Origin of the sequence: Micromonospora sp. NPDC049891, assembly GCF_040660295.1 — a bacterium.
Taxonomy (GTDB): domain Bacteria; phylum Actinomycetota; class Actinomycetes; order Mycobacteriales; family Micromonosporaceae; genus Micromonospora.
In genome coordinates this window covers 348,470-371,499 of sequence record NZ_JBFAML010000002.1, presented here as the reverse complement: position 1 = coordinate 371,499, position 23,030 = coordinate 348,470, and the positions used below count along the sequence as shown (strand labels likewise).

The 23,030-nt window shown below is 72.0% G+C and carries 20 protein-coding genes and 2 pseudogenes; 11 read left to right on the top strand and 11 right to left on the bottom strand.

Translation table 11 applies throughout. The features are described from left to right. Positions 1-11: 11 nt before the first annotated feature. The 5 genes from AB0I71_RS04975 to AB0I71_RS04955 form a co-directional block, all read right to left on the bottom strand. On the bottom strand, positions 12-950 hold the full coding sequence (locus AB0I71_RS04975) for a lysylphosphatidylglycerol synthase domain-containing protein (protein ID WP_357582016.1): 939 nt from the start codon (positions 948-950) through the stop codon (positions 12-14). 86 nt (positions 951-1,036) lie between these two features. Beyond that, the gene (locus AB0I71_RS04970) at positions 1,037-1,861 is read right to left on the bottom strand and encodes a class I SAM-dependent methyltransferase (RefSeq protein ID WP_357581932.1); all 825 of its coding nucleotides are present in this window, start codon (positions 1,859-1,861) and stop codon (positions 1,037-1,039) included. Next, positions 1,858-2,910, bottom strand: a complete 1,053-nt coding sequence (locus tag AB0I71_RS04965; RefSeq protein WP_357581931.1) for a glycosyltransferase family 4 protein — start codon at positions 2,908-2,910, stop codon at positions 1,858-1,860. Before AB0I71_RS04965 ends, AB0I71_RS04970 begins: the two co-directional genes overlap by 4 nt. Further along, positions 2,894-3,325, bottom strand: coding sequence for a 6-carboxytetrahydropterin synthase (locus AB0I71_RS04960; protein WP_357581930.1), 432 nt, complete (start codon positions 3,323-3,325; stop codon positions 2,894-2,896). Before AB0I71_RS04960 ends, AB0I71_RS04965 begins: the two co-directional genes overlap by 17 nt. A gap of 3 nt (positions 3,326-3,328) precedes the next feature. Continuing rightward, positions 3,329-4,309 carry a dehydrogenase gene (locus AB0I71_RS04955; protein WP_357581929.1) on the bottom strand — a complete coding sequence of 327 codons (981 nt, stop codon included), beginning with the start codon at positions 4,307-4,309 and terminating at the stop codon, positions 3,329-3,331. Positions 4,310-4,453: 144 nt separating this feature from the next. Between AB0I71_RS04955 and AB0I71_RS04950 the strand changes: the two are divergent. Continuing rightward, positions 4,454-5,095: pseudogene (locus tag AB0I71_RS04950) on the top strand (CDP-alcohol phosphatidyltransferase family protein); the annotation flags it as partial. A 365-nt stretch (positions 5,096-5,460) separates the two neighbouring features. After that, positions 5,461-7,038: pseudogene (locus tag AB0I71_RS04945) on the top strand (sulfatase-like hydrolase/transferase); the annotation flags it as partial. A 108-nt stretch (positions 7,039-7,146) separates the two neighbouring features. On the opposite strand, the gene AB0I71_RS04940 reads toward AB0I71_RS04945, so the two are convergent. Both AB0I71_RS04940 and AB0I71_RS04935 read right to left on the bottom strand, forming a co-directional pair. Continuing rightward, the gene (locus tag AB0I71_RS04940) at positions 7,147-8,190 is read right to left on the bottom strand and encodes an SAM-dependent methyltransferase (RefSeq protein ID WP_357581928.1); all 1,044 of its coding nucleotides are present in this window, start codon (positions 8,188-8,190) and stop codon (positions 7,147-7,149) included. Between the two features lie 130 nt (positions 8,191-8,320). Further along, positions 8,321-9,505, bottom strand: a complete 1,185-nt coding sequence (locus tag AB0I71_RS04935; RefSeq protein WP_357581927.1) for a snapalysin family zinc-dependent metalloprotease — start codon at positions 9,503-9,505, stop codon at positions 8,321-8,323. A 231-nt stretch (positions 9,506-9,736) separates the two neighbouring features. Between AB0I71_RS04935 and AB0I71_RS04930 the strand changes: the two genes are divergently transcribed. The 4 genes from AB0I71_RS04930 to AB0I71_RS04915 all read left to right on the top strand — a co-directional run bounded on the left by AB0I71_RS04930 (position 9,737) and on the right by AB0I71_RS04915 (position 13,527). Beyond that, positions 9,737-10,324 carry a hypothetical protein gene (locus AB0I71_RS04930; protein ID WP_357581926.1) on the top strand — a complete coding sequence of 196 codons (588 nt, stop codon included), beginning with the start codon at positions 9,737-9,739 and terminating at the stop codon, positions 10,322-10,324. Positions 10,325-10,422: 98 nt separating this feature from the next. Further along, the gene (locus tag AB0I71_RS04925) at positions 10,423-11,103 is read left to right on the top strand and encodes a response regulator transcription factor (RefSeq protein ID WP_357581925.1); all 681 of its coding nucleotides are present in this window, start codon (positions 10,423-10,425) and stop codon (positions 11,101-11,103) included. Between the two features lie 13 nt (positions 11,104-11,116). Then, on the top strand, positions 11,117-12,649 hold the full coding sequence (locus AB0I71_RS04920; protein WP_357581924.1) for a HAMP domain-containing sensor histidine kinase: 1,533 nt from the start codon (positions 11,117-11,119) through the stop codon (positions 12,647-12,649). Continuing rightward, entirely contained in the window at positions 12,646-13,527 is an 882-nt protein-coding gene (locus tag AB0I71_RS04915) for a Gmad2 immunoglobulin-like domain-containing protein (protein ID WP_357581923.1), read from the top strand. Before AB0I71_RS04920 ends, AB0I71_RS04915 begins: the two co-directional genes overlap by 4 nt. Before the next feature lie 66 nt (positions 13,528-13,593). Here AB0I71_RS04915 and AB0I71_RS04910 read toward each other — a convergent pair whose 3' ends face one another. Then, positions 13,594-14,652 carry a sigma-70 family RNA polymerase sigma factor gene (locus tag AB0I71_RS04910; RefSeq protein ID WP_357581922.1) on the bottom strand — a complete coding sequence of 353 codons (1,059 nt, stop codon included), beginning with the start codon at positions 14,650-14,652 and terminating at the stop codon, positions 13,594-13,596. Positions 14,653-14,772: 120 nt separating this feature from the next. Here AB0I71_RS04910 and AB0I71_RS04905 point away from each other — a divergent pair, with 120 nt between their 5' ends. Both AB0I71_RS04905 and AB0I71_RS04900 read left to right on the top strand, forming a co-directional pair. After that, complete coding sequence (locus AB0I71_RS04905) at positions 14,773-15,429, top strand: maleylpyruvate isomerase family mycothiol-dependent enzyme (protein ID WP_357581921.1); 657 nt, start codon at positions 14,773-14,775, stop codon at positions 15,427-15,429. Between the two features lie 171 nt (positions 15,430-15,600). Continuing rightward, positions 15,601-16,443 (top strand): NPP1 family protein, encoded by an 843-nt coding sequence (locus AB0I71_RS04900; protein ID WP_357581920.1) that lies wholly within the window; start codon positions 15,601-15,603, stop codon positions 16,441-16,443. Between the two features lie 31 nt (positions 16,444-16,474). Here the strand turns inward: AB0I71_RS04900 and AB0I71_RS04895 are convergent, their stop codons facing one another. Further along, positions 16,475-17,632, bottom strand: coding sequence for an FAD-dependent oxidoreductase (locus AB0I71_RS04895; RefSeq protein ID WP_357581919.1), 1,158 nt, complete (start codon positions 17,630-17,632; stop codon positions 16,475-16,477). A gap of 85 nt (positions 17,633-17,717) precedes the next feature. Here AB0I71_RS04895 and AB0I71_RS04890 point away from each other — a divergent pair, with 85 nt between their 5' ends. The 3 genes from AB0I71_RS04890 to AB0I71_RS04880 all read left to right on the top strand — a co-directional run bounded on the left by AB0I71_RS04890 (position 17,718) and on the right by AB0I71_RS04880 (position 20,098). Further along, positions 17,718-18,350 carry a TetR family transcriptional regulator gene (locus tag AB0I71_RS04890; RefSeq protein ID WP_357581918.1) on the top strand — a complete coding sequence of 211 codons (633 nt, stop codon included), beginning with the start codon at positions 17,718-17,720 and terminating at the stop codon, positions 18,348-18,350. A gap of 10 nt (positions 18,351-18,360) precedes the next feature. After that, positions 18,361-19,206, top strand: a complete 846-nt coding sequence (locus tag AB0I71_RS04885; protein ID WP_357581917.1) for an alpha/beta hydrolase-fold protein — start codon at positions 18,361-18,363, stop codon at positions 19,204-19,206. Positions 19,207-19,498: 292 nt separating this feature from the next. Then, on the top strand, positions 19,499-20,098 hold the full coding sequence (locus tag AB0I71_RS04880; RefSeq protein WP_357581916.1) for a hypothetical protein: 600 nt from the start codon (positions 19,499-19,501) through the stop codon (positions 20,096-20,098). Here AB0I71_RS04880 and AB0I71_RS04875 read toward each other — a convergent pair. Further along, positions 20,095-21,330 carry an MFS transporter gene (locus AB0I71_RS04875; RefSeq protein WP_357581915.1) on the bottom strand — a complete coding sequence of 412 codons (1,236 nt, stop codon included), beginning with the start codon at positions 21,328-21,330 and terminating at the stop codon, positions 20,095-20,097. The two genes, AB0I71_RS04880 and AB0I71_RS04875, sit on opposite strands and share 4 nt — an antisense overlap. A gap of 110 nt (positions 21,331-21,440) precedes the next feature. After that, positions 21,441-22,640: an RtcB family protein gene (locus AB0I71_RS04870; RefSeq protein ID WP_357582015.1), complete on the bottom strand. Its 1,200-nt coding sequence runs from the start codon at positions 22,638-22,640 to the stop codon at positions 21,441-21,443. Positions 22,641-23,030: the final 390 nt, after the last annotated feature.

Genomic DNA, 23,030 nt, shown 5'->3' with positions numbered 1-23,030 from the left:
GGGTCTCCTCGTCAGACGGTGGCGGGTACACGGACACGTCGGGCCAGTAGCACGGCGGCTCCGGGCAGGCTCGCGACGAGCACCAGAGCGCCGTACACCGTCGCGGTGGCCACCCCCTCGGCGGCGGTCAGGCCGGCGGCGGCGAACGCCCACGCGGCCACCCCCTCGCGGGGGCCGAACCCGGCGACGTTTGCCGGCACCCCCATCGCGAGCAGGGCCAACAGGGTCAGCGGCAGCAGCAGGCTCAGCGGGGCGGTGGATCCCGCCGTGCGTGCCGCCACCAGGAATGTCGCGAGGTGCCCGGCGACCGCCAGCGCGGAGGCGAGCAGCACCCCGGCCCAGGTGCGCCGAGCGAGCAGCCCGCTGCGGACGTCGGAGACGGCGGTACGCAACGCGCGGGTCCACCGAGAGGCACCGGACTGCGGCAGCAGTCGGGCGGCCAGCACCACGGCGACAAGCACCGCCACCGCCACCGTGGTGGCCACCGGCAGGAACGGACGTACCGGCGACGGGAAGGCGAACAGCAGCACCACGGCGACCGCGACCAGCACCACCTGCCCGGCCATCCGTTCCCACACCACCGCCCGGATGCCCCGGCCCACGTCGCCGACGTCACGGCCGTGACGCACCGCACGGTGCACGTCACCGAGGATCCCGCCGGGCAGCGTCGCGTTCAGGAAGATCGCCCGGTAGCAGTGGGCGACCGCCTCCCGCAGTGGCAGGCGTACGCCCAGGCCACCCGCGACGAGGCTCCACCGCCAGGCGGCGCAGACCGTGGTGAGGACACCGATGGCGAGCGCGGCGGCCAGCGCGGGTGCGTCGATCAGCCGCAGCCCGGCCAGGAACGGTCCGGTGCCGAGCCAGCAGAGCAGCCCCACGAGGACACCCAGTCCCAGTGCCAGTCGGGCCCAGCCCCAGAACGACCGGCCCACCGGGGACGCCGTGGGCACGGCGCTGCCAGCTTCATCCCCCACTCGTGCCTCCCCGGCATGGCGATCTTCCCTGACTGTACGCACGTAGCTGGTCGGCTGCCGGTTCAACGGGGCAGCGCCAGCAGGTCGACGTGACTGACCAGTACCCCGAGTCGACCTGTTTCAGCCTGCGCCAGCCGACGTCGTGCGTACTCGTCGGTGCGGGCGGTCAGGTCGGGGCGTTCCGCACGGGCCGCGTCGAGCCATCCGGTGAACCACTCCACCGTCAGGGCGGCCTGATCCGGCCCGAGCTGCCACGGGCTGGGCCGCAGTTCCACGTCCACCCCGTGCCGGGCGAAGGCGGCGGCGCAGGCGTCGATGGCGTCCGGTCCGAGCAGCCGGCGACCGTTGACGGTACGCCGCTGGTGGGCGTTGAAGGCGGCGGCGACCTCGTCGTCCAGCGGGTCGGCCGGGGTCAGCCGCACGGTGCCGGTGACGGAGATCAGGAACAGCGCCGGGCAGCCGGCCTTGGCGCAGGCGGCGACCAGTTGGTCGAGTTCCTCGGCGGAGAGCATGTCGAGCAGGGCCGAGGCGGTGACCAGGGCGGCGCCGGCCAGCTCGGCGGCGGTCAGCCGGGTCAGGTCGCCCTGGCGTGTCTCGACGGTCACCGGTGCGCCGTCGGCGGCGGTGGCGGGCATGCCGGCGCGGGCCCGGGCCAGCAGGTCGGCATCCTGGTCGTACAGGATCCAGTGCTGTTCGCCGGTGAGCAGCGGGGCCAGCCAGCGGCCCAGCGAACCGGTCCCGGCACCGAGGTCGTGCACCACGAACGGGCCGTGGCCGGGCAGCGCCGCACGAAGCGTGTTGACGAGTTCCGTGGACCGGGCCGCCACATCGGCGGGTTCCCGCAGGGCGAGCCACTGCGCGAAATCGGGCGGTAGATCGATGCTCATGCCGACGCCTCCTCTAGGGCGGTGGTGATCTGGGCGACGGTGCTGGTCCAGTCGGTCAGGGTGTCCCGTCGCTGGACGGCGGCGTGTCGCAGCTGCTCGCGCAGGTCCGCGTCGTCGAGCCAGCGGCGCAGCGCGGCGGCGAGGGCGGCCGGATCCTCGGGCGGCACCAGCAGCCCCGGCCGGTCCCCCGCCGCCGTGCGTCCGAGGGCATCGGGCAGTCCGCCGACGGCCGTGGCGAGCACCGGTACGGCGCGCGCCAGTGCTTCGGTGACCACCATCCCGTACGTCTCACCCCGCGACGGATGCACCAGCAGGTCGGCGGCGGCGTACGCGGCGGCGAGCCGGTCACCGGCCAGCGGCCCGGTCAGCCGGATCCGGTCGCCCAGCCGCCCGGCGGTGATCCGCTCGCGCAGCCGGTCGACGAACTCCGGTTCCCGGTGCAGGGGTCCGACACAGGTCAACGTCCAGCGCCGGTCGGCCACCGCGGTCAGCGCCTCAACCAGCACGTCGTGGCCCTTGTGCCGGGCGACCGCCGCGACGCACAGCAGTGCCGAACCGGTAGTCGATCCGGGTGCCGGTGGCGCCGGGTCCACCCCGGGTGGGGCCACGTGCACCCGTTCGGCCGGCAGCGCGTACCGCCGCAGCAACGCGTCGCGGGTCCAGGCGCTGGTGGCCACCACGGCGGTGACCGCCGCGAGCGCCCGGGCCTCGGCGTCGTCGTCCCGGGGCAGGTGCACCAACGCGACCAGGCGCAGCCGTCCGGAGTGCGCGGCGAGGGCGTCCGGCACCACCGAGGCGACAAGCCCGTCGACCAGGACCAGCGCACCGTCCGGCGTGCCGGCCAGTAGCCGCGCCAGCGCGGCCCGCGCCGCCGGGGCCGGTCGCGGCCAGTCACCGGGCACGGCGTGCTCGCGGACCGACCAGCCGGCGGCGGTCAGACCGGCGCAGATCCGCCGGTCGTAGCCGTTGCCGCCGCTGGGTGACGCCGGGTCGTCGATGTCGCCCGGCAGGATCACGTGCAGGATCGGCACGTCAGGCGGTGCCCTCACCGACGGCGGTCGAGCCGGGCAGCGCCCGCTCGTAGCTGGCCCAGGCCACGTGCGACTCGTGCAGGGTGACGGTGATCCCGGTCAGGCCCCGGGCACCGACGCCGAGCTGGCCGGCGCGCACCCGCTCGGCGAGCCGGTCGGCGATGGTGCGGGCCAGCACCTCCGTTGTGGTGTTCGTCCCGGCGAAGGCGGGCTCGTCGTCGAGGTTGCGGTAGTTCAGCTCGCCGAGCACCGCCTTGAGCTGATCGGTGGCCAACCCGATGTCGACCACGATGCCGTCCTCGTCCAGATCCGGGCGGCGGAAGGTGGCGTCGACGACGAACGTCGCGCCGTGCAGCCGCTGGGCGGGGCCGAAGACCTCGCCCTGGAAGCTGTGGGCGATCATGATGTGGTCACGGACGGTCACGCTGAACACGGTTCACTCCCCGTCGTAGGTGATGAGATGGCACAGCGCGGGCAGGTCGCCCCCGCTGAGTCGGGCGAGCACGTCGGGCAGTTCCGCGAACGGCGACCGGCCGGTGATCAGCGTGTCGAACGCCGGATCGGCGAGCAGGTCCAGGGCGAGTGCCATCCGGTCGGCGTAGCTGCGACTGCCGCGTCGGGCCGGAGCGACCATGCCCACCTGACTGCTGCGGATGTTCAGCCGGCCGGAGTGGAACGCGCCACCGAGGGACAACTCCACCGGCCGGTCGCCGTACCAGCTCAGTTCGAGCAGGGTGCCTTCCGGCGCGAGCAGGTCCAGACCGCGTTGCAGGCCGGCGGCGGTGGCGCTGGCGTGCACCACCAGATCACGGCCGTCGGCGGCGGTCTCCGGGCCGGCGAAGTCGACACCCAACGCGGCGGCCACCTCGGCGCGGGCCGGATCCGTGTCGACCAGCTCCACCCGTACGCCGGGGAAGCGGGCCAGCAGGGCGGTCACCGCGCAGCCGACCATGCCACCCCCGACGACCGTGACCCGGTCGCCGACCAGGGGCGGGGCGTCCCACAACGCGTTGACGGCGGTTTCGACAGTGCCGGCCAGCACCGCGCGGGCCGCCGGGACCTCCGCCGGTACGACTGTCACCGCGTCCGCCGGCACCACGTACGCGCTCTGGTGCGGGTGCAGGCAGAACACCGTACGCCCGCGCAGGTGCGCCGGGCCCTGCTCGACCTCGCCGACGCTGAGGTACCCGTACTTGACCGGGGCCGGGAAGTCCCCCTCCTGGAACGGGGCGCGCATCGCGGCGTACTGGCTGGCGGGCACGCCACCGGTGAAGACAAGCGTCTCGGTGCCCCGACTGACCCCGGAGTACCGGCTGCGCACCAGGACCTCGTCGGGGCCCGGTTCCGGCAGCGTCACCGGACGGATCTCGCCCGTGCCGGGAGCCCGGAGCCAGAAGGCGAGGGCGGTTCGCGTCACCGGATTTTTCTCCTTACCTGCGTCCGGACCGAACCGATCCGTCGTATTTTCCGTAGTTCCCAGTCAGGGGTCGTCGATCATAAACACGGAGGCACGGTGTCCACAGTTCGAACCGGTCCGCAAATCGGGCTCATCGTCCAGATCATGCTGCTGGCGGGAGTCGCCGCGACGGTCGGTCTCGGTGTCGTGGGCTGGCTGGCCGGCCTGGCGTACGGTGCCGTGACCTGCCTGGCGCTGGTACGTGGCCTGCGTCACGCGGGCACGGACCGGCTGGGACCCGCCGACTGGGTGACGATGGGTCGTGGGCTGCTGGTCGGGGCGGTGACCGCGCTGATCGCCGACGCGCTGACCGGCGGCCGCCCCGCGCCGGTGGCGGTGCTGGTGGCGATGACGGCGGTGGCGCTGGCCCTCGACGCGGTCGACGGCAAGGTGGCCCGCCGCACCGGGACGACGAGCGCCCTCGGCGCCCGGTTCGACATGGAGGTCGACTCGTTCCTGGTGCTGATGCTGAGCCTCTACGTCGCCCCGTCGGTCGGGGTCTGGGTGCTCGCCATCGGCCTGATGCGTTACGTCTTCCTGGTCGCCGGCTGGGTGCTGCCCTGGGTGGACGCGCAGCTGCCGCCCCGGTACTGGCGTAAGGTGGTCGCCGCGGTCCAGGGGATCATGCTCGCGGTCGCCGCCTCCCAGGTGCTGCCCGGGGTGCTGACCACCGTCGTGCTGATGACCGCGTTGGGCCTGCTCGTCGAGTCGTTCGGGCGCGACGTCAGCTGGCTGTGGCGGCACCGGCAGGTCCGGACCGTGCCGGCCGTGGTGGTGCCGGTGGTGCCGACCGTACCGACGGTGCCGATCGGCGTGCGTCGGGCCGATCGCGCCGACGAGCGTGACCTGGCCACCGCCCCCGTCCTGTCGCTGCGCTGACCCGGGAGACCCAGTTGTCGATCGCCGACCCGGCGGCCACGCCGAACCCGGACGAGAACCCGACCACCGGCACCGACCCGCGCGGTCCGGAGGTCGGGACGGGCCCGACCGACGCCGTACCCGCGGGCGAGAGCGGGCCCGCCGATGCCCGCAGGCCAGGTGCCGACGACGTCACGTCCCCGCCGGCGCCGGTCACCCTGCGGCGACGGATCGTCACGCGCGTGGTCACCACGCTCGCCGCCGTGCTGGTGCTTGTCACGTTCACCCTGCCCAACCGGCCGTGGCAGTTGGAGCCCGGCGCGTTCCTGCGGATCCCGCTGGAGGCGCTGCTGCTGGCCGCGCTGCTGCTCGCACTGCCCGGTCGGCCTCGCCGGGTGGTGGCCGCGCTGGCCGGTGGACTGCTCGGACTCGTCGCCGTGGTGAAGGTCGGTGACCTGGGTTTCTACTCCTCGCTGGGTCGTCCGTTCGACCTGGTGCTGGACTGGTCGCTGCTGGACGAGGCGTTCACCTTCGTGGCCGAGTCGATCGGCCGGCCGGGCGCGATCGCCATCGCGCTCGGGGTCGGGCTGCTGCTGCTGGCCGTGCCACTGCTGACCGCCCTGTCCACGGTGCGACTGTCCGGGTTGCTGACCCGGCACCGGACCGGCAGCACCCGGGCCGTCGCCACGCTTGTGGTGGTCTGGGCGGTGCTGGCCGCCTTCGGGGCGCGGATCGTGCCCGCTATGCCGATGGCCGACACCAACGCCACGATCCTCGTGCAGGAGCACGCCGCCGAGGTCCGGGACCGGCTGTCCGACCGCCAGGTGTTCGCCAACGAGGTGGGGGTGGACCCGTTCCGGGACGTGCCCGCCGACGAGCTGCTCACCGGGCTGCGCGGCAAGAACGTGCTGATCGCCTTCGTGGAGAGCTACGGCCGCGACGCGGTCACCGACGCCGAGTTCGCCGCCATCCCCCGGATGCTCGACGAGAGCGCCGATCGCCTGGCCACGGCCGGGTTCGCCTCCCGTAGCGGCTTCCTCACCTCGCCGACCATCGGCGGCGCGAGCTGGTTGGCGCACGCCACCCTGCTGTCCGGTCTGTGGGTCGACAACAACCAGCGCTACCGCAACCTGCTCGCCACCGACCGGTTCACCCTCGGTGACGCGTTCCGGCGCGCCGACTGGCGTACGGTCGGGGTGATGCCGGCGGTGAACCAGGCCTGGCCGGAGGGTGCCTTCTACGGCTACGAGCAGTTCTACAGCGGTCCCGACCTGGACTACCAGGGTCCCAAGTTCGCCTTCGCGCCGATGCCCGACCAGTTCGCCATCCACCGCTTCCACCAGCGGGAGCTGACCGGGCCGCGGGACCGTCCGGTCATGGCCGAGCTGGCCCTGGTCTCCAGCCACTCCCCCTGGACGAAGGTGCCGTCGCTCGTCGACTGGGACACCATCGACGACGGTGAGGTGTTCCGACGGGGCATCATCGGTACGCCGACGGCGCAGGCCCGCACCGGTTACCGGCACTCGATCAGCTACACGCTTCGTACCCTCATCTCCTACGTGGAGAAGTACGGCGACGACGACACGGTGCTGGTCTTCGTCGGTGATCACCAGCCGGCGCCGGTGGTCACCGGCGAGAACCCGAGCCACGACGTGCCGATCCACATCGTGGCCAAGGACCCGGCGGTGATGCAACGCATCAACGACTGGGGCTGGCAGGACGGCCTGACCCCGGACCCGAACGCGCCGGTCTGGCCGATGGACGAGTTCCGCGACCGCTTCCTCACCGCCTTCGGCCCCACCGGCTCCCGCCCCCAAGCCCAACCCCGCTGACCCCCCACCCGTACCCCACCCTCTGCCACGTTGATCATGAGGTTTGCGGCAGTTTCAAAGATCAACACCGCCGTCAACCTCATGATCAACGCGGGAAAACGGGTGGGGTTAGTGGGGTTTGCGGGCTACCAGGACGTCGCGGACGATGGCCTGGTCTACGCGGTGGGAGAGGGTGCGCCAGGGGCCGGTGTCGAGGACGGTGAGGCCGGCTGCGGTCAGACTTTCGGCGGCGGCCTCGCGGCGGGCCACGTTCGTGTTCCACGAGATGCCCAGCGCGCCACCGGGGCGCAGCACCCGCGCCCACCCGGGCGCGGCGGCGGTGAGCAGGGCCAGCGGGTCGCGGGCCAGTCCGGTCTCGGCGGTACGGCTGCCGTGCTGCACCCCGTACGGCGCGTCCGCCACCACCACGTCGATCGTCTCCGGGCGGAAGAACTCACCGACCCGGGTGGTGTCGGCGTTGACCACGTCCACCGACTGCACGTCGCCGGCCTTGTGGGCCTCTTTCGACGCAGCCAGTTCCACCCGCAGCCGCCGGCCGACCACCTTGCGCTCCCGGCGGATCGGTCCGGACTCCAGCACCCGGTGCTTGATCCGCTTGCGCTTGAGCCAGGTGCTCAGAAATGTCTGGTACGCCTCGAAGTCCTTGCTGTCCCGGTCGAGACCGGCGGCGTCGAAGCCGTACATCATCGCCTGGTTGAGGGTGGTGCCCCGGCCACACAGCGGGTCGAGCACCCGGAACCGCCGGGTCAGCAGGTCGCCGGCCCCGTCCGAGGCGAGCAGCGTGACGTTGAGCAGCAGCTTGGTGAACTGCTCGTTGGTCTTGCCCGGGTACTTCTGAATGGTGAGCAGGTCGTCGTCGAATCGGTCGAGCCGGGTCAACGGCACGGGCCGCAGCAGGTCACCGACGAACTCGAAGATCGCGTACGCGCTGGAGAGGTTGCCCAGCAGCGCGGCGTCCCGCTCGCTCAGGCCACCGGCCGCGTCGAACGTGATGTAACGCGCCCCGCCGATGGTCGCCGTCGCCACGTCACCGATCCGCCCACCGAGCACCGCGTCGCCGAAGATCTCCAGCTCCGCCCGCGTCAGCTCCACCGCCGCACCCGAGTACACCCGGTTACTCGACGGCAGACTCAGTACCCCATATCTCGCCACGATCGCCCACTATCCCACCCCCACCACCCCACCCCCGCGCGCCCCGTGCCGATCATGCAGTTGTGGCACCCGGGACGCCCCCGTTTCGAGGCGTTCGTGAGGCACCACAACTGCATGATCGACGCAGTTGTCAGGCGGGGAGGCCGCCGACCTGGGTGTTGATCCAGGAGCGGATCGACGGCAGGTCACCGTAGATGGACGGGCCGGTGGCGCAGGTGGAGTTGTTGTTGCCCGCCCGGCTGGTCGCGCCGATCAGGTTCCACACGCCGTTGATCCGGCGCACCTGCGGACCACCGGAGTCTCCGTAGCAGGCGCCGGCGTTGCCGTTCGTGTTGTTGGTGCAGATCTCGTACGGGCCGTTGATCCCACTGCACCGGCTGTCGGCCACGATCGAGGTGTCCAACTCGTGTGCCACAGTCGGTGCGGAGCCGCAGCCGCGGGGTGCGCAGGTCTGGCCCCACCCGATGATCCGGGTGGCCGTGCCGACGGCGCCGGAGGTGGTCGGGATCGGCGCGGGCGCGTAGCTGACCGAGCTGGAGAGCTGGAACAGCTTGACGTCGATGCTCGGGTGGTTGACCGCCCGGCTCACCCCGACGACAGTGCCGCCGCTGGTGCGGTTGGTGCTGCCCACCCGCACCGACGACGGGGTCGGGCAGTGCTTCGCGGTGACCATCCAGTTGGCCTTGATCAGGGTACCGGTGCAGCCGGAGGTGTAGACCAGCCACGAGTAGTTCTCGGTGGCCGGCCGCCCGTTGACCACGAGCGTTCCGACGCCGGTGTCCTCGGTCCAGGTGAACGTGCCGGCGGCGGCCGACGCGCTCACGCTGCCGGCGAAGAGTTGGTTGACCCGGCTCGCCTCGGCGGCACTGGGATAGGCGTTGGTGCAGGAGACCGGTGCGCTGCTGCCGGACATCAGGTCGGAGCAGAGCCCGGTGCGCCGGTCGGGCAGTCCGAGGATGTGACCGAACTCGTGGGTGGCGATCCGGGTGCGGTGGTAACCCTGGTCGACGGCCTGCCACCCCATCCAGATCCGGCCGGAGCCGAGCCCGGTGACCTGCGCCCGGGGCCAGCCACTGTCGACGTAGATGGTGACGCTCGCGGGCGTGCCGGGCACCAGCCGCACGTTGCTGACCCGGCTGTTCCAGATCTGCGCGGCCTGGTCGAAGTTGGTCCGGAACTCCCCGGCCCGGCTGGCGTCGTAGTAGACGGTCCGTGCCGCCGAGGCACCGGTGGCGGTGGCCACCTGAAGCCCCGTCGCCGCCAGCACCGCCGCCAGCGCGGCGGTGGCCGCGCGCAGCAGTTGTCGTCGGATCATCACGCACTCCCCTGCGGACTGAGCGGCGCACCGGCACGCCGCTATCGATGTGCGTGAATGTTAATGGTCATCCTCGGGTGGTTGTCATCGCGAAAGCGTCATACCGCCCGACGCTGTTACCCGCGCGTTACGCCACCGTGAAACCACGGTGGCGCACCGGCACGACTGTGGATCCGACAAGGTCACACCCGCTCGCGCGGTACGTCGCGGCGGGGCGGAAGGGAGATGACGATGCGGATCAGAAGGACCATCACCACGCTGATCGTGGCGCTCGCCGCGCTGATCGCCGCGACGGCCACGCCGACCACCGCCGCACCCACAGCGGTCAGGCAGGCGGCGACCGGCGCGCCGTACTGCGGGATCACCTGGGGCAGCGGCGACAAGACCGCCGGGGCACTCAGCTCCGCACCACTCATCGACGTACGGACCGGCCGGCACGACTGCTACGACCGGGTGGTGTTCGAGTTCAACGGCCCGGTCACCGGCTACGCCGTCGGCTACGGCGAGACGTACACCGAGGGTGAAGGCTTGGCGCTGTCGCCGTACACCGCCGGTGACGCGTTGCTGCGGGTCTCGCTGCGCGCCCCCGCGTACGACGACGAGCACCTCGCGACGGTGCCGTACCGGACCGGCGAGCACGTGGCAAACGTGCTGCGCTACCAGACCCTGCGGGACGTGGTCTTCGGCGGCAGTTTCGAGGGTTACAGCACCTTCGCCGTCGGGGTCCGCGCCCGGTTGCCGTTCCGGGTGTTCGTCCTGGCCGGGCCCGGTGGCCACAGCCGGATCGTGCTCGACGTGGCGCACCAGTGGCAGGAATGACCGACCGCCGCGACGGGGGGCCGGCGCCGGCCGGCCCCCCGTCCCCGCCCGTCCCGACGAGCGACCCACCGGCCTCCCGGGACTACGCTGGATGCATCATGGACGGCCGCGTGCTGGTGGTCGAGGACGACGCCTCCATCCGGGAGGTCATCGCTCTCGGGTTGCGCCGCGCCGGCTTCCGGGTGGACACCGTGGCCGACGGCCGGCAGGCCCTGGCCGCCTGGCGGGCCGGCGCCGTCGACCTGATCGTGTTGGACGTCATGCTGCCCGGCCTCGACGGCCTGGAGGTGTGTCGGGAGATCCGGCGCAGCAGCGCGGTGCCGATCCTCATGCTGACCGCCCGCACCGACACCATCGACGTGGTGGTCGGCCTCGAGTGCGGCGCCGACGACTACCTGCGCAAGCCGTTCGACCTGCCCGAACTGGTGGCCCGGGTCCGTTCGGTGCTGCGCCGTACGGTGGTGCCGCCCGAGCCCGGTCCGCTGCGGGTGGGCGGCCTGGAGATCGACCCTGGCGCGTTCGTGGCCCGCCGGGACGGTCAGGAGGTACCGCTGACCACCACCGAGTTCCGACTGCTGCTGGAGCTGGCCCGCCGGCCCGGGCAGGTGTTCACCCGCGAGCTGCTGCTGGACCGCGTCTGGAACCACAGCTACCTGGGTGACAGTCGACTTGTCGACGTGGCGGTGCAGCGGCTGCGGGCCAAGGTCGAGGCGGACCCGGGCAACCCTCGGCTGATCCGCACGGTACGCGGCGCCGGCTACAAGCTCGTCGCCGGATGAGCGGGCGACGACGATGGGCAGGAAGCCCGCACCGGCGACGACGATGGGCAGCAGGCCCGCACCGGCGACGGACCCACGGACCGTCCGACCCGGTCGGCTGCGCCGCCGGCTGACAATCGCGTTCGTGCTTGTCGCCGGGATCTCCGCCGGAGTGCTCGCCGGTGGGTCGTACCTGCTGCTGCACCAGGCACGCTACGACGCGTCGCTGCACGCCGCCGCGGCCGACGCCCGGTACCGGCTGGTGCTGGCCGGACAGTTCCTGCCACTGACCGAGCAGCGCCGCAGCGAACTGCTCACCAGTTTCGAGGGCAGCGGCCGGCATGTGGTGCTGGTCGACGGTGACACCTGGCCCTCGGACCCGGCGTACGCACCACCGTTTACTGAGCGGCTGCGGAGCACCGTCGCAGCCGGGCAGCTCGGGTATCAGCGCAGCTCCGGGCCGACGCGGTTGCTCGTGGTGGGTGGACGGATTCCAGGCTCGGCCGCCGAGTTGTACGTCATCACCGGTGAGGACGACCTCGCCGCCGGGCTGGAGCAGTTGCGCAATGCCCTGGCGGGCGGCTGGGTGCTTGTGGTGCTGCTCGCCGCCACGGTCGGGCACACCCTGGCCCGACGCACCCTGGAGCCGGTGGGGCGGGCCAGCCGGGCCGCGCGGGCAATCACCGAAGGTCTGCTCGCCACCCGGCTGCCGGTGGGCGGGCGCGACGAGTTCAGCGGGTGGGCCGCGTCGTTCAACGAGATGGCCGAGGCGTTGGAGGCGAAGATCGCCGCCCTGCACCGCGCACAGGAACGGGAGCGGCGCTTCACCGCCGACGTCGCGCATGAGCTGCGTACCCCGGTGACCGCTCTGGTGGGCGCGGCCTCGCTGCTGCGTGACCACCTCGACCAGTTGCCCGGCGACGCCCGACGCGCCGGCGAGCTGCTGGTCACCGACGTGGTCCGGCTGCGCCGACTGGTGGAGGACCTGATGGAGATCTCCCGGCTGGACGCCGGGCGGGAGGCGGTGAGCGTGACCGACGTGGACGCACCGGCCCTGGTGCGCGGAATCGTGGCCGCGCGCGGCTGGTCGGACCGGGTGACGGTCGGCGACGGCCCGCTGCGGCTCCGCACCGACCCGCGTCGACTGGAACGGGTGCTGGGCAACCTGATCGCCAACGCGGTGCAACACGGCGCCGGTGAGGTCCGGGTGCGGGCGGTCCGCTCCGGTGACCGGGTGCACGTCGACGTCGACGACCAGGGGCCGGGCATCCCGGCCGAGCATCTGCCACGCCTGTTCGACAGGTTCCACAAGGTCGACTCGGCGCGCTCGGGCGGCGGTAGCGGGCTCGGTCTGGCCATCGCCCTGGAGAACGCTCGGCTGCTCGGCGGCCGGTTGACCGTAGACAGCGCCCCCGGTGCCGGCACCCGGTTCCGCCTCGACCTGCCCGACATCGCGCCGGAACGGGTCCCGTCGGCGCGTACCGCGGCGGAGAACGCCGGGTCGACACGGGCGTCGTCGGGTCGGCCCGACGCACGCGGGTCCGAGCCGACCGGCGGCCCGGGATGAGCCGCCGCCGACTCGCGGCGGTGATCGCCCTGCTGCTGGTCGCCGGATGCGCGCCGTCGCGGTCCGGCTCGCTCGGCCCGGCGCCGACCGCCGCCGCACCGACCGGGCCGGCCCCCACCAGCGTCGGCCCGCCCGCCACCACCGCGCCGCCGCCCACCGACGCCCCCGCCCCGACCACGCCGGGCACCGGCACGGGCACCACCGGCGACAGCCGGCCGGAGACCCTCACGCTGCAACTGTGGTACGTCCGTGACGGGCGACTCGCACCGACCCGACGCACCCGGCCCGCCACGGTGGCCACCTCACGGCTCGCCCTGAGCGAACTGGCCGCCGGACCGACCACCGCCGAGTCCGCCGCCGGTCTGGTGACCCTGCTGCCCGACGGCGCGCAGGTGAGCCGGATCGCCGCCGGTGTCGCCACGGTCCGGCTGGCCGCCGCCCCCGATCCGGTCACCGGCCGGTTGCGGGCGGCCCAGGTGGTCTACACGCTCACCCAGTTCCCCACCGTCCAGCGGGTCGCCTTCGGCACCGCCGCGCCGGTCGACCGCACCGACTACGCCGACCTGCTGCCGCCGATCGTGGTGACCGGCCCGGTCATCGGTGACCGGGTCACCAGCCCGGTCACCGTCACCGGGACCGCTGACGTGTTCGAGGCGACAGTAAGCGTCCGGGTGCTCGACGCCACCGGCCGTCAGCTCGCCACCACCTTCACCACCGCCACCTGCGGTTCCGGCTGCCGGGGTGCCTACCGGGTCGCCGTGCGATACCGGCTGTCCCGCGAGCAGACCGGCACGATCGAGGTGTACGAGGTGTCCGCCGATGACGGTTCACGCCGGAACGTGGTCGCGGTACCGGTGACCCTGGCCGCCGCCCGATAGCAGTGGTTCATCAGGCTCGGCGCGGGCCCGGACCGGTGACGGGCAGGTGGGCTCTCGGCGGGTTGGTCACCGTGCGGCGACGCTGGACGGCAGCCCGAACGCCGCGAGGTGGTCGCCGCCGAGGAACGAGGTGATCGCGGCGACCCGCTCGCCACGTAGCGTCAGCACGGTGATCGACCAGCCGTGATGGTCGGCTGCCGGGTCGGCACCCAGGTAGAAGGCCACTGCCGGCTGGCCGTTCGCGCTGGTGGGCAGGTGCCGCCAGCTGGGACAGCGGGCCATCGGCACCCGGGCCGCGAAGTCGGTGACGGCGTCGAGTCCGGTGTACCACTCCGCCAGCGGCGGCATCGACCAGGTGACGTCCTCGGTCAGCAGCGCGACCAGGGCGTCCACGTCACGACGTTCGAACGCCGACGTGAAGGCGGTGACGACCTGGCGCAGCCGGGCGTCTCCGATGTCGCGCAGCGTCTGTTGCTGCATCGGTGCCGGCACCCGCTCGGCGACGATCCTGCGGGCCCGCGCCAGCGCCGAGTTCACCGACGTGGTCGAGGTGTCCATCATCGCGGCGATCTCGGCGACGGAGTAGCCGAGAACCTCGAAGAGCAGCAGCGCCGCCCGTTGATTGCCGGGCAGGTGTTGCAGGGCGGCGACGAAGGCGAGTTCGACGGCTTCCCGCTGCTCGTAGCGGGCGTGCGGGCCGGGCGGTCCCCCGGTGATCCCCGTCTCCGGGTACGGGCCCAGCCAGGCCACCTCGGTCCGGCCGACGCCGTCGAGGACGGCCCGGTCGCTGGACGGCCCCAGATCGACGGGCAGTGCGCGGCGGCGTCGGGTCTCGACGGCGTCCAGGCAGGTGCGGGTGGCGATGGCGTAGAGCCACGATCGCAGGGATCCACGTCCCGCGTACCGCTCGACTCCCCGCCAGGCCCGCAGCAGGGCCTCCTGGAGGGCGTCGTCGGCGTCGTGCGCGGAGCCGAGCATCCGGTAGCAGTGCACGTGCAGCTCCCGGCGCAGCGGTGCCACCAGCCGATCGAACGCGGCGTCGTCCCCGGCGCGCGCCCGGACGAGGTCCGGATCGTCGGCAACGGGCGAGGTGCCGGCGGCCCGGTCGGCAGAAAGGTCCGTCACGAGCGACGATTCTGCCCGACGCCGGGAGTCCTCTCTCTCGACACGGCAGGTCTGACCCGTGCGCACCGGCCCTACCGCACGGGGCCGGCGCGACGGCGGCCACCACAGGAGGTCCACCGCATGAGCGAGCACACACCGAGACACGACCGCACCGACGTCTGGCCGCTGGTCCATGCGGAACGGGCGGCACTGGCCGACGATCTCACCGGCCTGGCCGCCGACGGGTGGACCACGCCGTCGCTGTGCACGGGGCTCACGGTGCGTGAGGTCCTCGCCCATCTCACCGCGGCGGCGAGCCTCACTCCCGCGCGCTGGATGCTGGGCGTGCTCCGGTGCCGATTCGACTTCGACCGACAGGTGCTCATGCGGCTGGCCGAGCAACTGGGCGACACCCCGGACGACACCCTCGACAGGTTCCGCCGGGTCATCACCAGCACCACAAAGCCGCCTCTGCCGGTGCTGGCGATGCTCGGCGAGCAGGTCGTGCATGGTGAGGACATCCGCCGCCCGCTGGGACTGGACCACCAGTACCCGATCGAGACCGTCACCCGGGTCGCCGAGTATTTCGCCGGCTCCGACCTCACAGTGCTCGCCAAGGGCCGGATCGGCGGGTTGCGTCTGGCGGCGACCGACGGGCCCTTCACCACCGGCTCCGGACCCCTGGTGTCCGGTACCACGCTCGCCCTGACGATGGCGATGACCGGGCGTCGAAGCTACTGCGCGGACCTGACCGGTGACGGAGTGCCGGTGCTGCTCGACAGGTGCGCGACGAGGTGAGCCCGGTCGCCGGCCGCGGGCTCGGTGACACCGAGGACGACCGGCACACCGAACCGTTAATGAATCGTCTTCGCGTTTGTCGTTGACCGCCCCCGTCCCGCCGTGGGATATAGATGGTCACGCATCGACAGGGCGCGCAGGACGAGGCGCTCCGACCCAGGAAGGCGACGAATGGATCCCGTGTCATCGCCGTCATCTCCCCCACCGGCGCTCGCCGCCGTCCACTCTCCCGGCCGGCCGCCCAGGCGCGACCGGCGCTGGCTGGCCCGACTCGTCGCCGGGCTGGCCGCGCTGGGCGTCCTGGTCCCGGCGGCACCGGCCCACGCGAACTCACTGCCCAACCTGCCGCACAACGCCGGTGGCTACGAGTCGTCGTTCTCCCCCGCCTACGACTACGACACCGACGGCTGTTACGCCGTGTCGGCGATCAGCCCGGACGGCACGATCAACGGCGGACTGAAGACCACCGGGGCGATCAACGGCAGCTGCCGCGACCGCTCCGATCTGGACATGTCGCAGACGTACGCCCGCTCCAAGTGCAACAACGGGTGGTGCGCGATCGTCTACGCCAGCTACTTCGAGAAGGACCAGGCCGTGCACGGCAGCGGCCTCGGCGGCCATCGGCACGACTGGGAGCACGTCGTCTCGTGGGTCGACCAGGCGGCCAACCGGGTCGAGTACGTGAGCACCACGCAACACAGCAGCCAGCGCACCTATCCACGCGCCCAGGTACGGTTCGACGGCACCCATCCGAAGGTCGTCTACCACAAGGACGGCGCGTCGACGCACTTCTTCCGGCTCGCCAACAACAACGACGAGCCGCCGGAGAACCACTACCACGTCTGGCACTACCCGCCGGTGGTGGACTGGAACGGCTGGCCCAGCACCGAGCTGCGCACCCGGTTGATGGACGCCAACTTCGGCGCGGCCACCATCAAGATCAAGGATGGCTCGTTCGAGTACCTGCTCAACGCCGCCAAGCCCGCCGGGATCCCCTTCAACCCGTACGGCTGAGCGGCCGTGGGCCGGGACCGGGCCGCACCGGTCAGCGGTTCTGGCGTTCGATGCCGCGACGGACGAGGCCACGGATTCCGGGCAGGGTGATCGCCCGGACCGTGGCCTCGTTCAGCCAGACGTGCAGGCGACTCGGTGGCGCGTACTGGTACATGCCCCGGCGGGCGAGCGCCTGCCGCTTCACGACCTCGGAGCGGAGGCCGGCCTCCCATTGCGTCAGCGCTGACCGGATGTCGTCGCCGTGCCGTCCGAGGGCGGTGCCGAGCTGGTCGGCACCGGCGAGCGCCAGGGCCGCGCCGTGCCCGGCGAAGAGGCTGACGCACCAGGCCGCGTCACCGAGCAGCACCGTCCGACCGACGCTCCACTGCGCCACGTCCACCTGGCTGACCCGGTCGAAGTAGGCGTTGTCCGGGTCGGCCTCCAGGTCACGGAGCGCCTCGGGGACGCCGCCGGCCAGATCTCCGAAGGCCGCGCGCAGCGCACGGGCCGGCCCGTGTTCCAGGTCCCGATCCGGGTCCGGACAGCGGTAGGTGAAGAAGGCCGAAGACCGTCGCGGGCCCAGGTTGACGATCGCCGCCGTGCGCCCGGGACCGATGAAGGTGGTGGCGGACGGGACGGGTACGGCCTGGGGCGGCCGCACCAGCGGAAACGCTGCCACCACGTACGGCAGGTCGACCCGGCGACCGGGACCGATCACCGTCGTGCGGGTCGCGGAGTGCACGCCGTCGGCGCCGACGAGCAGGTCCGCCTTCTCGGTGGTGCCGTCACTGAATGTGACCAGTACCCGGTCGGCGTTCTGGTCGACGGACTCGACCGTGGTGCCGAAGCGGATCTCGGCCCGGTCCCGTACCGCTTCGTACAGCACGTCCTCCAGGTCGCCCCGGAACACCGTCAGGGTGCGAGGCCCCAGCGCGGCCTCGGCGACCGCCGACGGCACGGTGAGCTTCGGCCGGCCGTCCGCCCGGACCAGCACCGTGGTGAACAGGCCCAGCGCCCGCTCGGCGAGGGCGGGGACCAGACCGAGCCGCTCGGCGGCGTCGTACCCCGCACCGAGCAGGTTCACCAGGTAGCCACCGCTGCGCCGGGCCGGAGCGCGTTCCACGACGATCGGCTGCCAACCGTCCCGCGCCAGTCGCAGGGCGGTGGCGAGGCCGGCTATGCCGGCACCGACGATCACGGTTTGCCTCATTCAAGCCCCCAGAGTCAGGTATGAGCGTTTGCTCAACCATGATGAGCGCATGCTCATCCGTACGCAACCCGCGTAGACTGCCGGCATGCCCCGCGGAGTCGCCATCACCGAGCCTCGGCAGCACCTCTTCGCCGCCGCGGAACGCGTGATCGCGGCGGCGGGGCCCAGCGAGCTCACCAGCCGAGCCGTGACCCGCGCGGGCGGCGTCGCCACCGGGCTGCTGTTCGCCCACTTCGCCAACTTCGACGATTTCCTGACCGGTTACGCGGTCGACCGGAGCTTTCAGATCGCCGCCAACGCGGCCGGGCTCCCCGACCGCGCCGGCACCGGCGCCGTCGACGTGAACCTCAGCGAGACACTGCTCGCCACCCCGTTGATCACCATGCTGGCCGTCACCCGGCTCTTCGCCTACCGGCCACCGCTGGCGGCAGCGGTCGACGCGGTGCTGGGCAGCGGAAGTGCCGCCCTGCGGGCACTCGAACGCGCGGTCGTCGAATACCTGGTCGCGGAGCAGCACATCGGGCGGCTACCCGCAGGCGCCGACACCGAGGCGCTGGCGGTGACGGTGGTCGGGGTCCTGCACCACGTCGCACTCACCGACGGAGAAGACCCGGCGGCAGCCGACCGCATTCGCCGCGCCATCACCGCCCTGACCGCGTCCGCGACGGTGCCGGGGCCGACGCCGAATGCGGTTGCCCGGTCCGACGGTGGCTCGTAGCGTCGCCGAGGTGACCGTGGAGGTGCCGTTCCGTTCCCTCGCCGTCGACCAGTCGGACGTCCGCTACCTCCACGGCCCCGACTCCCACCGACAGCCGGGCCGGCCGATCGGTCAGACCATCGAGTTCGACTGGGATGACAGCACCATCTATCCGGGCACGTCACGGAAATTCTGGGTCCATCTGCCGGCCCGGTACGACCCCTCGCAGCCGGCGTCGCTTGTCGTGTTCCTCGACGGACAGTGGTACCTGGACCCGGGCGGGGAGGTCCGGGGTGCGATCGTGCTGGACAATCTCATCCACCGCTGCGACATCCCGGTCACCATCGGCCTGTTCGTCGACCCCGGCGTCGTCGTCGACGCCGAGCAACCGAAGAACCGCAACATCGAGTACGACGCGTTCGACGACCGCCTCGCCACCTTCCTGCTTACCGAGATCATCCCGCAGGTCACGACGCGCTACCCGATCGCCGAGGACCCGGACCGGTGGGCCATCTGTGGCGGCAGCAGCGGCGGCAACGCGGCGTTCACCGCCGCCTGGCTGCGCCCGGACAAGTTCCGTCGGGTGCTGTGCTGCCTGTCCAGCTTCGCGCAGATGCCCGACGGCAATCCGTACCCGGGGCTCATCGCCCGCGACACCCGCAAGCCGATACGCATCTTCATGCAGGCCGGTCACCGGGACCTGCACTGGAACGAGCCGCACCGGAACTGGCTCTCGCACAACCTGCGCGTCGCGGCCGCCCTCGCCGAGGCGGGCTACGACTTCCGGCTCGTACTCGGCGACGGTGGCCACAGCCCCAACCACTGTGGCGTCCTCCTGCCCGACGCACTGCGCTGGCTGTGGCGACGTACGGAGTGAGGGTGAGCGGCCGGTCCAGGGCGCGAATTGATTGGTGCCTCACCGACGTCAATCGAATGGTCCGTTGAATGGCGGTAGTAGGCTGACGGCGTTCAACACCCACTTCGAATTGTCGCGACGGCGGCAAGCATCGAAATGAGGCCGGATGGGCAGGCAACGCGCGCGGCGGCGGAGTCGAACGGAACAGCCACGCATTCCGGTTACTCGGGACGGTGCCCGTCGGCCGCAGCCGCCTGAGCGCCCGGCCGCTCGCGACGACTCCGGCGAGCACCGGTCGCGGTACAACTCGGTGATGGAACGGGCCGCGCAACCCGGCCCGGCGCTGGCGATGCTCCTGCTCGCCGGGCTCATCCTGGCCGGCTGGTTGGCACCTCGATACGTCGCTGACCCCACGACCGTGGACGCCCCGGCCCGCTACGTGGTCGCCGCGGGCCTGGCGGTTGTGGCATTCCTGTCATTCTCGACCCTGAATCTGGCCGCCTATTGCCTGATCGTGGCGCGGAAGTCCGAGCCGACGAAACGATTCATCACGGCAATCGGGAACCGGGCTGCCATCGGCGCGATTCTCGGTACGCTGCTGGGCCTGCGGATGGCAACGATGATGGACGGACAGCCAGCGGGCGACCCGGACGCTCCGGCGACGACCTTCCTGGATTTCGAGAGCAACCTGAGCAACACGATCACGCTCGCGACCCTCACGCTCGTCGGAACCGCGTGGCCGTACTGCTGGGGCCCGGTCAGGGCCGCGATGACAGCCGTCGCCTCGACCCCGCCACTCAAGCCGTACGCCCGGGTCACCGGGCTCGTCCTTGGGACGGTGCTCCTGCTCAGCAGCCACTTCCTGGGGTTGGGTGTGGCCATGGCGGTCTATCGGGGTGTCGCGCACCCCTAGGCCCTGACGTCGGGCGTCGCGGCCAGCAGCAGCGCCGCCCCGGCCGCGAAGACGGCCGCGCCAAGATAGACCGATCCCGGTGACGCGTACGTCAGCGACCAGCCGAAGGCCACCCCGGCCGTGACCGGTACGACGGTTTCCGCGACGGCACCGATGCCGGTCAGCGCACCCTGGACGGTGCCCTGCTCGTCGGCCGGGACGGTGCGGGAGATCCAGGACTGCGCGGCGGCACCGGCGAGCGAGCCGAGCACGCCGACCGCCATCAGGACATAGAGCAGCCACGGCACGGACACGAACGCCGTCGCGGCCAGCGAGGCGAGACCGAGGAGGCTACCGGCCACCGCGGCGCGCTTGTCACCGAGACGCCGCACCACCGGCCCGACGGCCCGGGCCTGGTAGACCGCGCCGGCGAGCGCGGAGGCGGCCAGCACGACGCCGATCTGGGTGGTGCTGAAGGCGAACTTGTGGGTGAGGAAGAACGTCCAGGTCGACTGGTGCGTCATCCGGGCGACGTCGGCGCAGAATCGGGCGCAGGCGAGGCGACCGAGCACCGGTCGGCGCAGGACGGCGGCGATGGCGCCGACCGGATTCGCCAGCCGTAGGGTCAACGGGGTGTTCGGGTCGCCGGGTCGGGATTCCGGCAGGACGAACCAGCCGTACGCGACGTTGGCGAAGCAGAGCACGGCGGCGGCGGCGAACGGCAGGCGTACGTCGACCGCGCCGAGCAGGCCCCCGAGGATCGGACCGGCGACGAAGCCGAGCCCGAACGCGGCACCGATCAACCCGTACGCGTGCGCCCGCGCACCGGGTTCGGTGACGTCGGCGATGTAGGCGTTGACGACCGTGTACGTTCCCGCGCACGCACCGGCGGCGGCGTGGAACACCAGCAGGGTCCATGGGCTGGGCGACGCCGCGTGGGCCAGCCAGTCGACGCCGAGGCAGGTCAACGACGCGAGCAGGACCGGACGCCGGCCGTACCGGTCGGACAGCCGCCCGAGCAGTGGCGAGACGACGAACTGCAACAGGCCGTAGACCGAGCCGAGCAGGCCGGACCAGAACACAGCGGCGGCAGCGTCCTCGGTGACCGATGTCATCAGGGCCGGCATGATCGGCACGATCAGGCCGAGCCCGAGCATGTCCAGGAAGACGGTGCCGAGGAGGAAGGTGACGGCGGGCGCCCGGCGCATTGCGGCTCCTGAGTGTCGAGAGGGCAGGGCCCCCTCGCGACTCACGGTCCGCCGAAAGTACGGAGGATCAGAATATGTTCGCTGTCAAACGGTTTTCCTCGAACCTCCGCCGGGGTACGACCGGCGCCCGCCCCCCGACGGGCGCCGACCGCACCTCAACCCTTCACGCAGATCACCTGCTTGAGGTGGGCGACCACCTCGACCAGGTCATCCTGCTGCGCCATCACCTCGTTGATGTCCTTGTACGCGCCGGGGATCTCGTCCACCACCCCGGCGTCCTTGCGGCACTCCACACCCGACGTCTGCGCCGCCAGGTCCGCAGTGCTGTACGTCCGCTTCGCCTGGGCCCGGGACATCCGCCGGCCCGCACCGTGCGAGGCCGAGCAGTAGCTCCAGTCGTTGCCCGAGCCACGGACGATGTACGAGCCGGTGCCCATCGAACCGGGGATGATGCCCAGGTCGCCGAGGCCGGCACGGATCGCACCCTTACGCGTCACCAACACGTCCACCCCCTCGTAGGTCTCCTCCGCCACGTAGTTGTGGTGGCAGCTGATCGGATCGTCGTAGCTGACCTGCGGGAACCGTTCCCGCACCAGGTTCATCAGGACGGCGAGCATGACGGCGCGGTTGCGCCGTGCGTACTCCTGCGCCCACCACAGGTCCCGGCGGTAGGCGTCCATCTCCGGCGTACCGGTGAGGAAGACCGCCAGGTCCCGGTCAGGCAGGTCGGCGTTGTGCGGCAGCTTGCGGGCCACCGCCATGTGTCGCTCGGCCAGTTCCTTGCCGATGTTGCGGGACCCGGAGTGCAGCATCAGCCAGACCCGACCGGTGTCGGCGCCACCCTGCTCAAGGCAGACCTCGATGAAGTGGTTACCGCCACCGAGGGTGCCCAGCTGCCGCCGGGCCCGCGTCTCCAGCTGCGCCACCCGCCGGTCGAGGTCGGCGAAGCGCCGCCAGAAGTCACCCCAGCCACGCTGTTCCAGCCCTCGTACCCGGCGCGGGTCCACCGGCTCGTCACGCTGGGCGAAGCCGACCGGGATGGCGTCCTCGACCGCCCGGCGCAGCCCGGCGAGGTCGTCGGGCAGGTCGGCGGCGGTCAGCGAGGTACGCACCGCCGACATGCCGCAGCCGATGTCGACTCCGACGGCGGCCGGCGAGACCGCCTGCCGCATCGCGATCACCGAACCGACGGTGGCGCCCTTGCCGAAGTGCACGTCCGGCATGACCGCGACACCCTGCACCCACGGCAGCGCGCCGATGTTGCGCAGTTGCCGCGCGGCCTGCGGCTCGATGCCGTACGGGTCGGTCCACACCCGTACCGGCGCCCGCGTCCCCGCGAGCAGGCTGAAGCCCATGGTGATGTTCTCCTGAGTGCTGAGGCGAAGCCCGCCGATCACGCAGCATGGTCGGTGATACGCAGCTTCTGCTCCCTTTGACGGGGTGCACGACTGCATGATCGGTGACCGCGGGTGAGCAGCGGGGTGGAGAGAGATGCGGGAGGCGGCCCTGGGTGGGGCGGCCTCGGGATCGTCGGCGGGTCGAGCCGGTTAGCGGCGGTGTGCCGATCGCCGGGTCGACCCGCCGGCCATAAGGAGGGCCGGTCTGCCGGCGGGCGCGACGGTGGGACACCAGAGGTGCCGACCGACCTGGCTGCGGTTCAGTTCTCGCACGGCATGCTCCTTCCCGGCTCCGTCGTGATCGACCTGATGCCGGAAAGGTTATGGAGGACCGGCCGCACCCGCAAT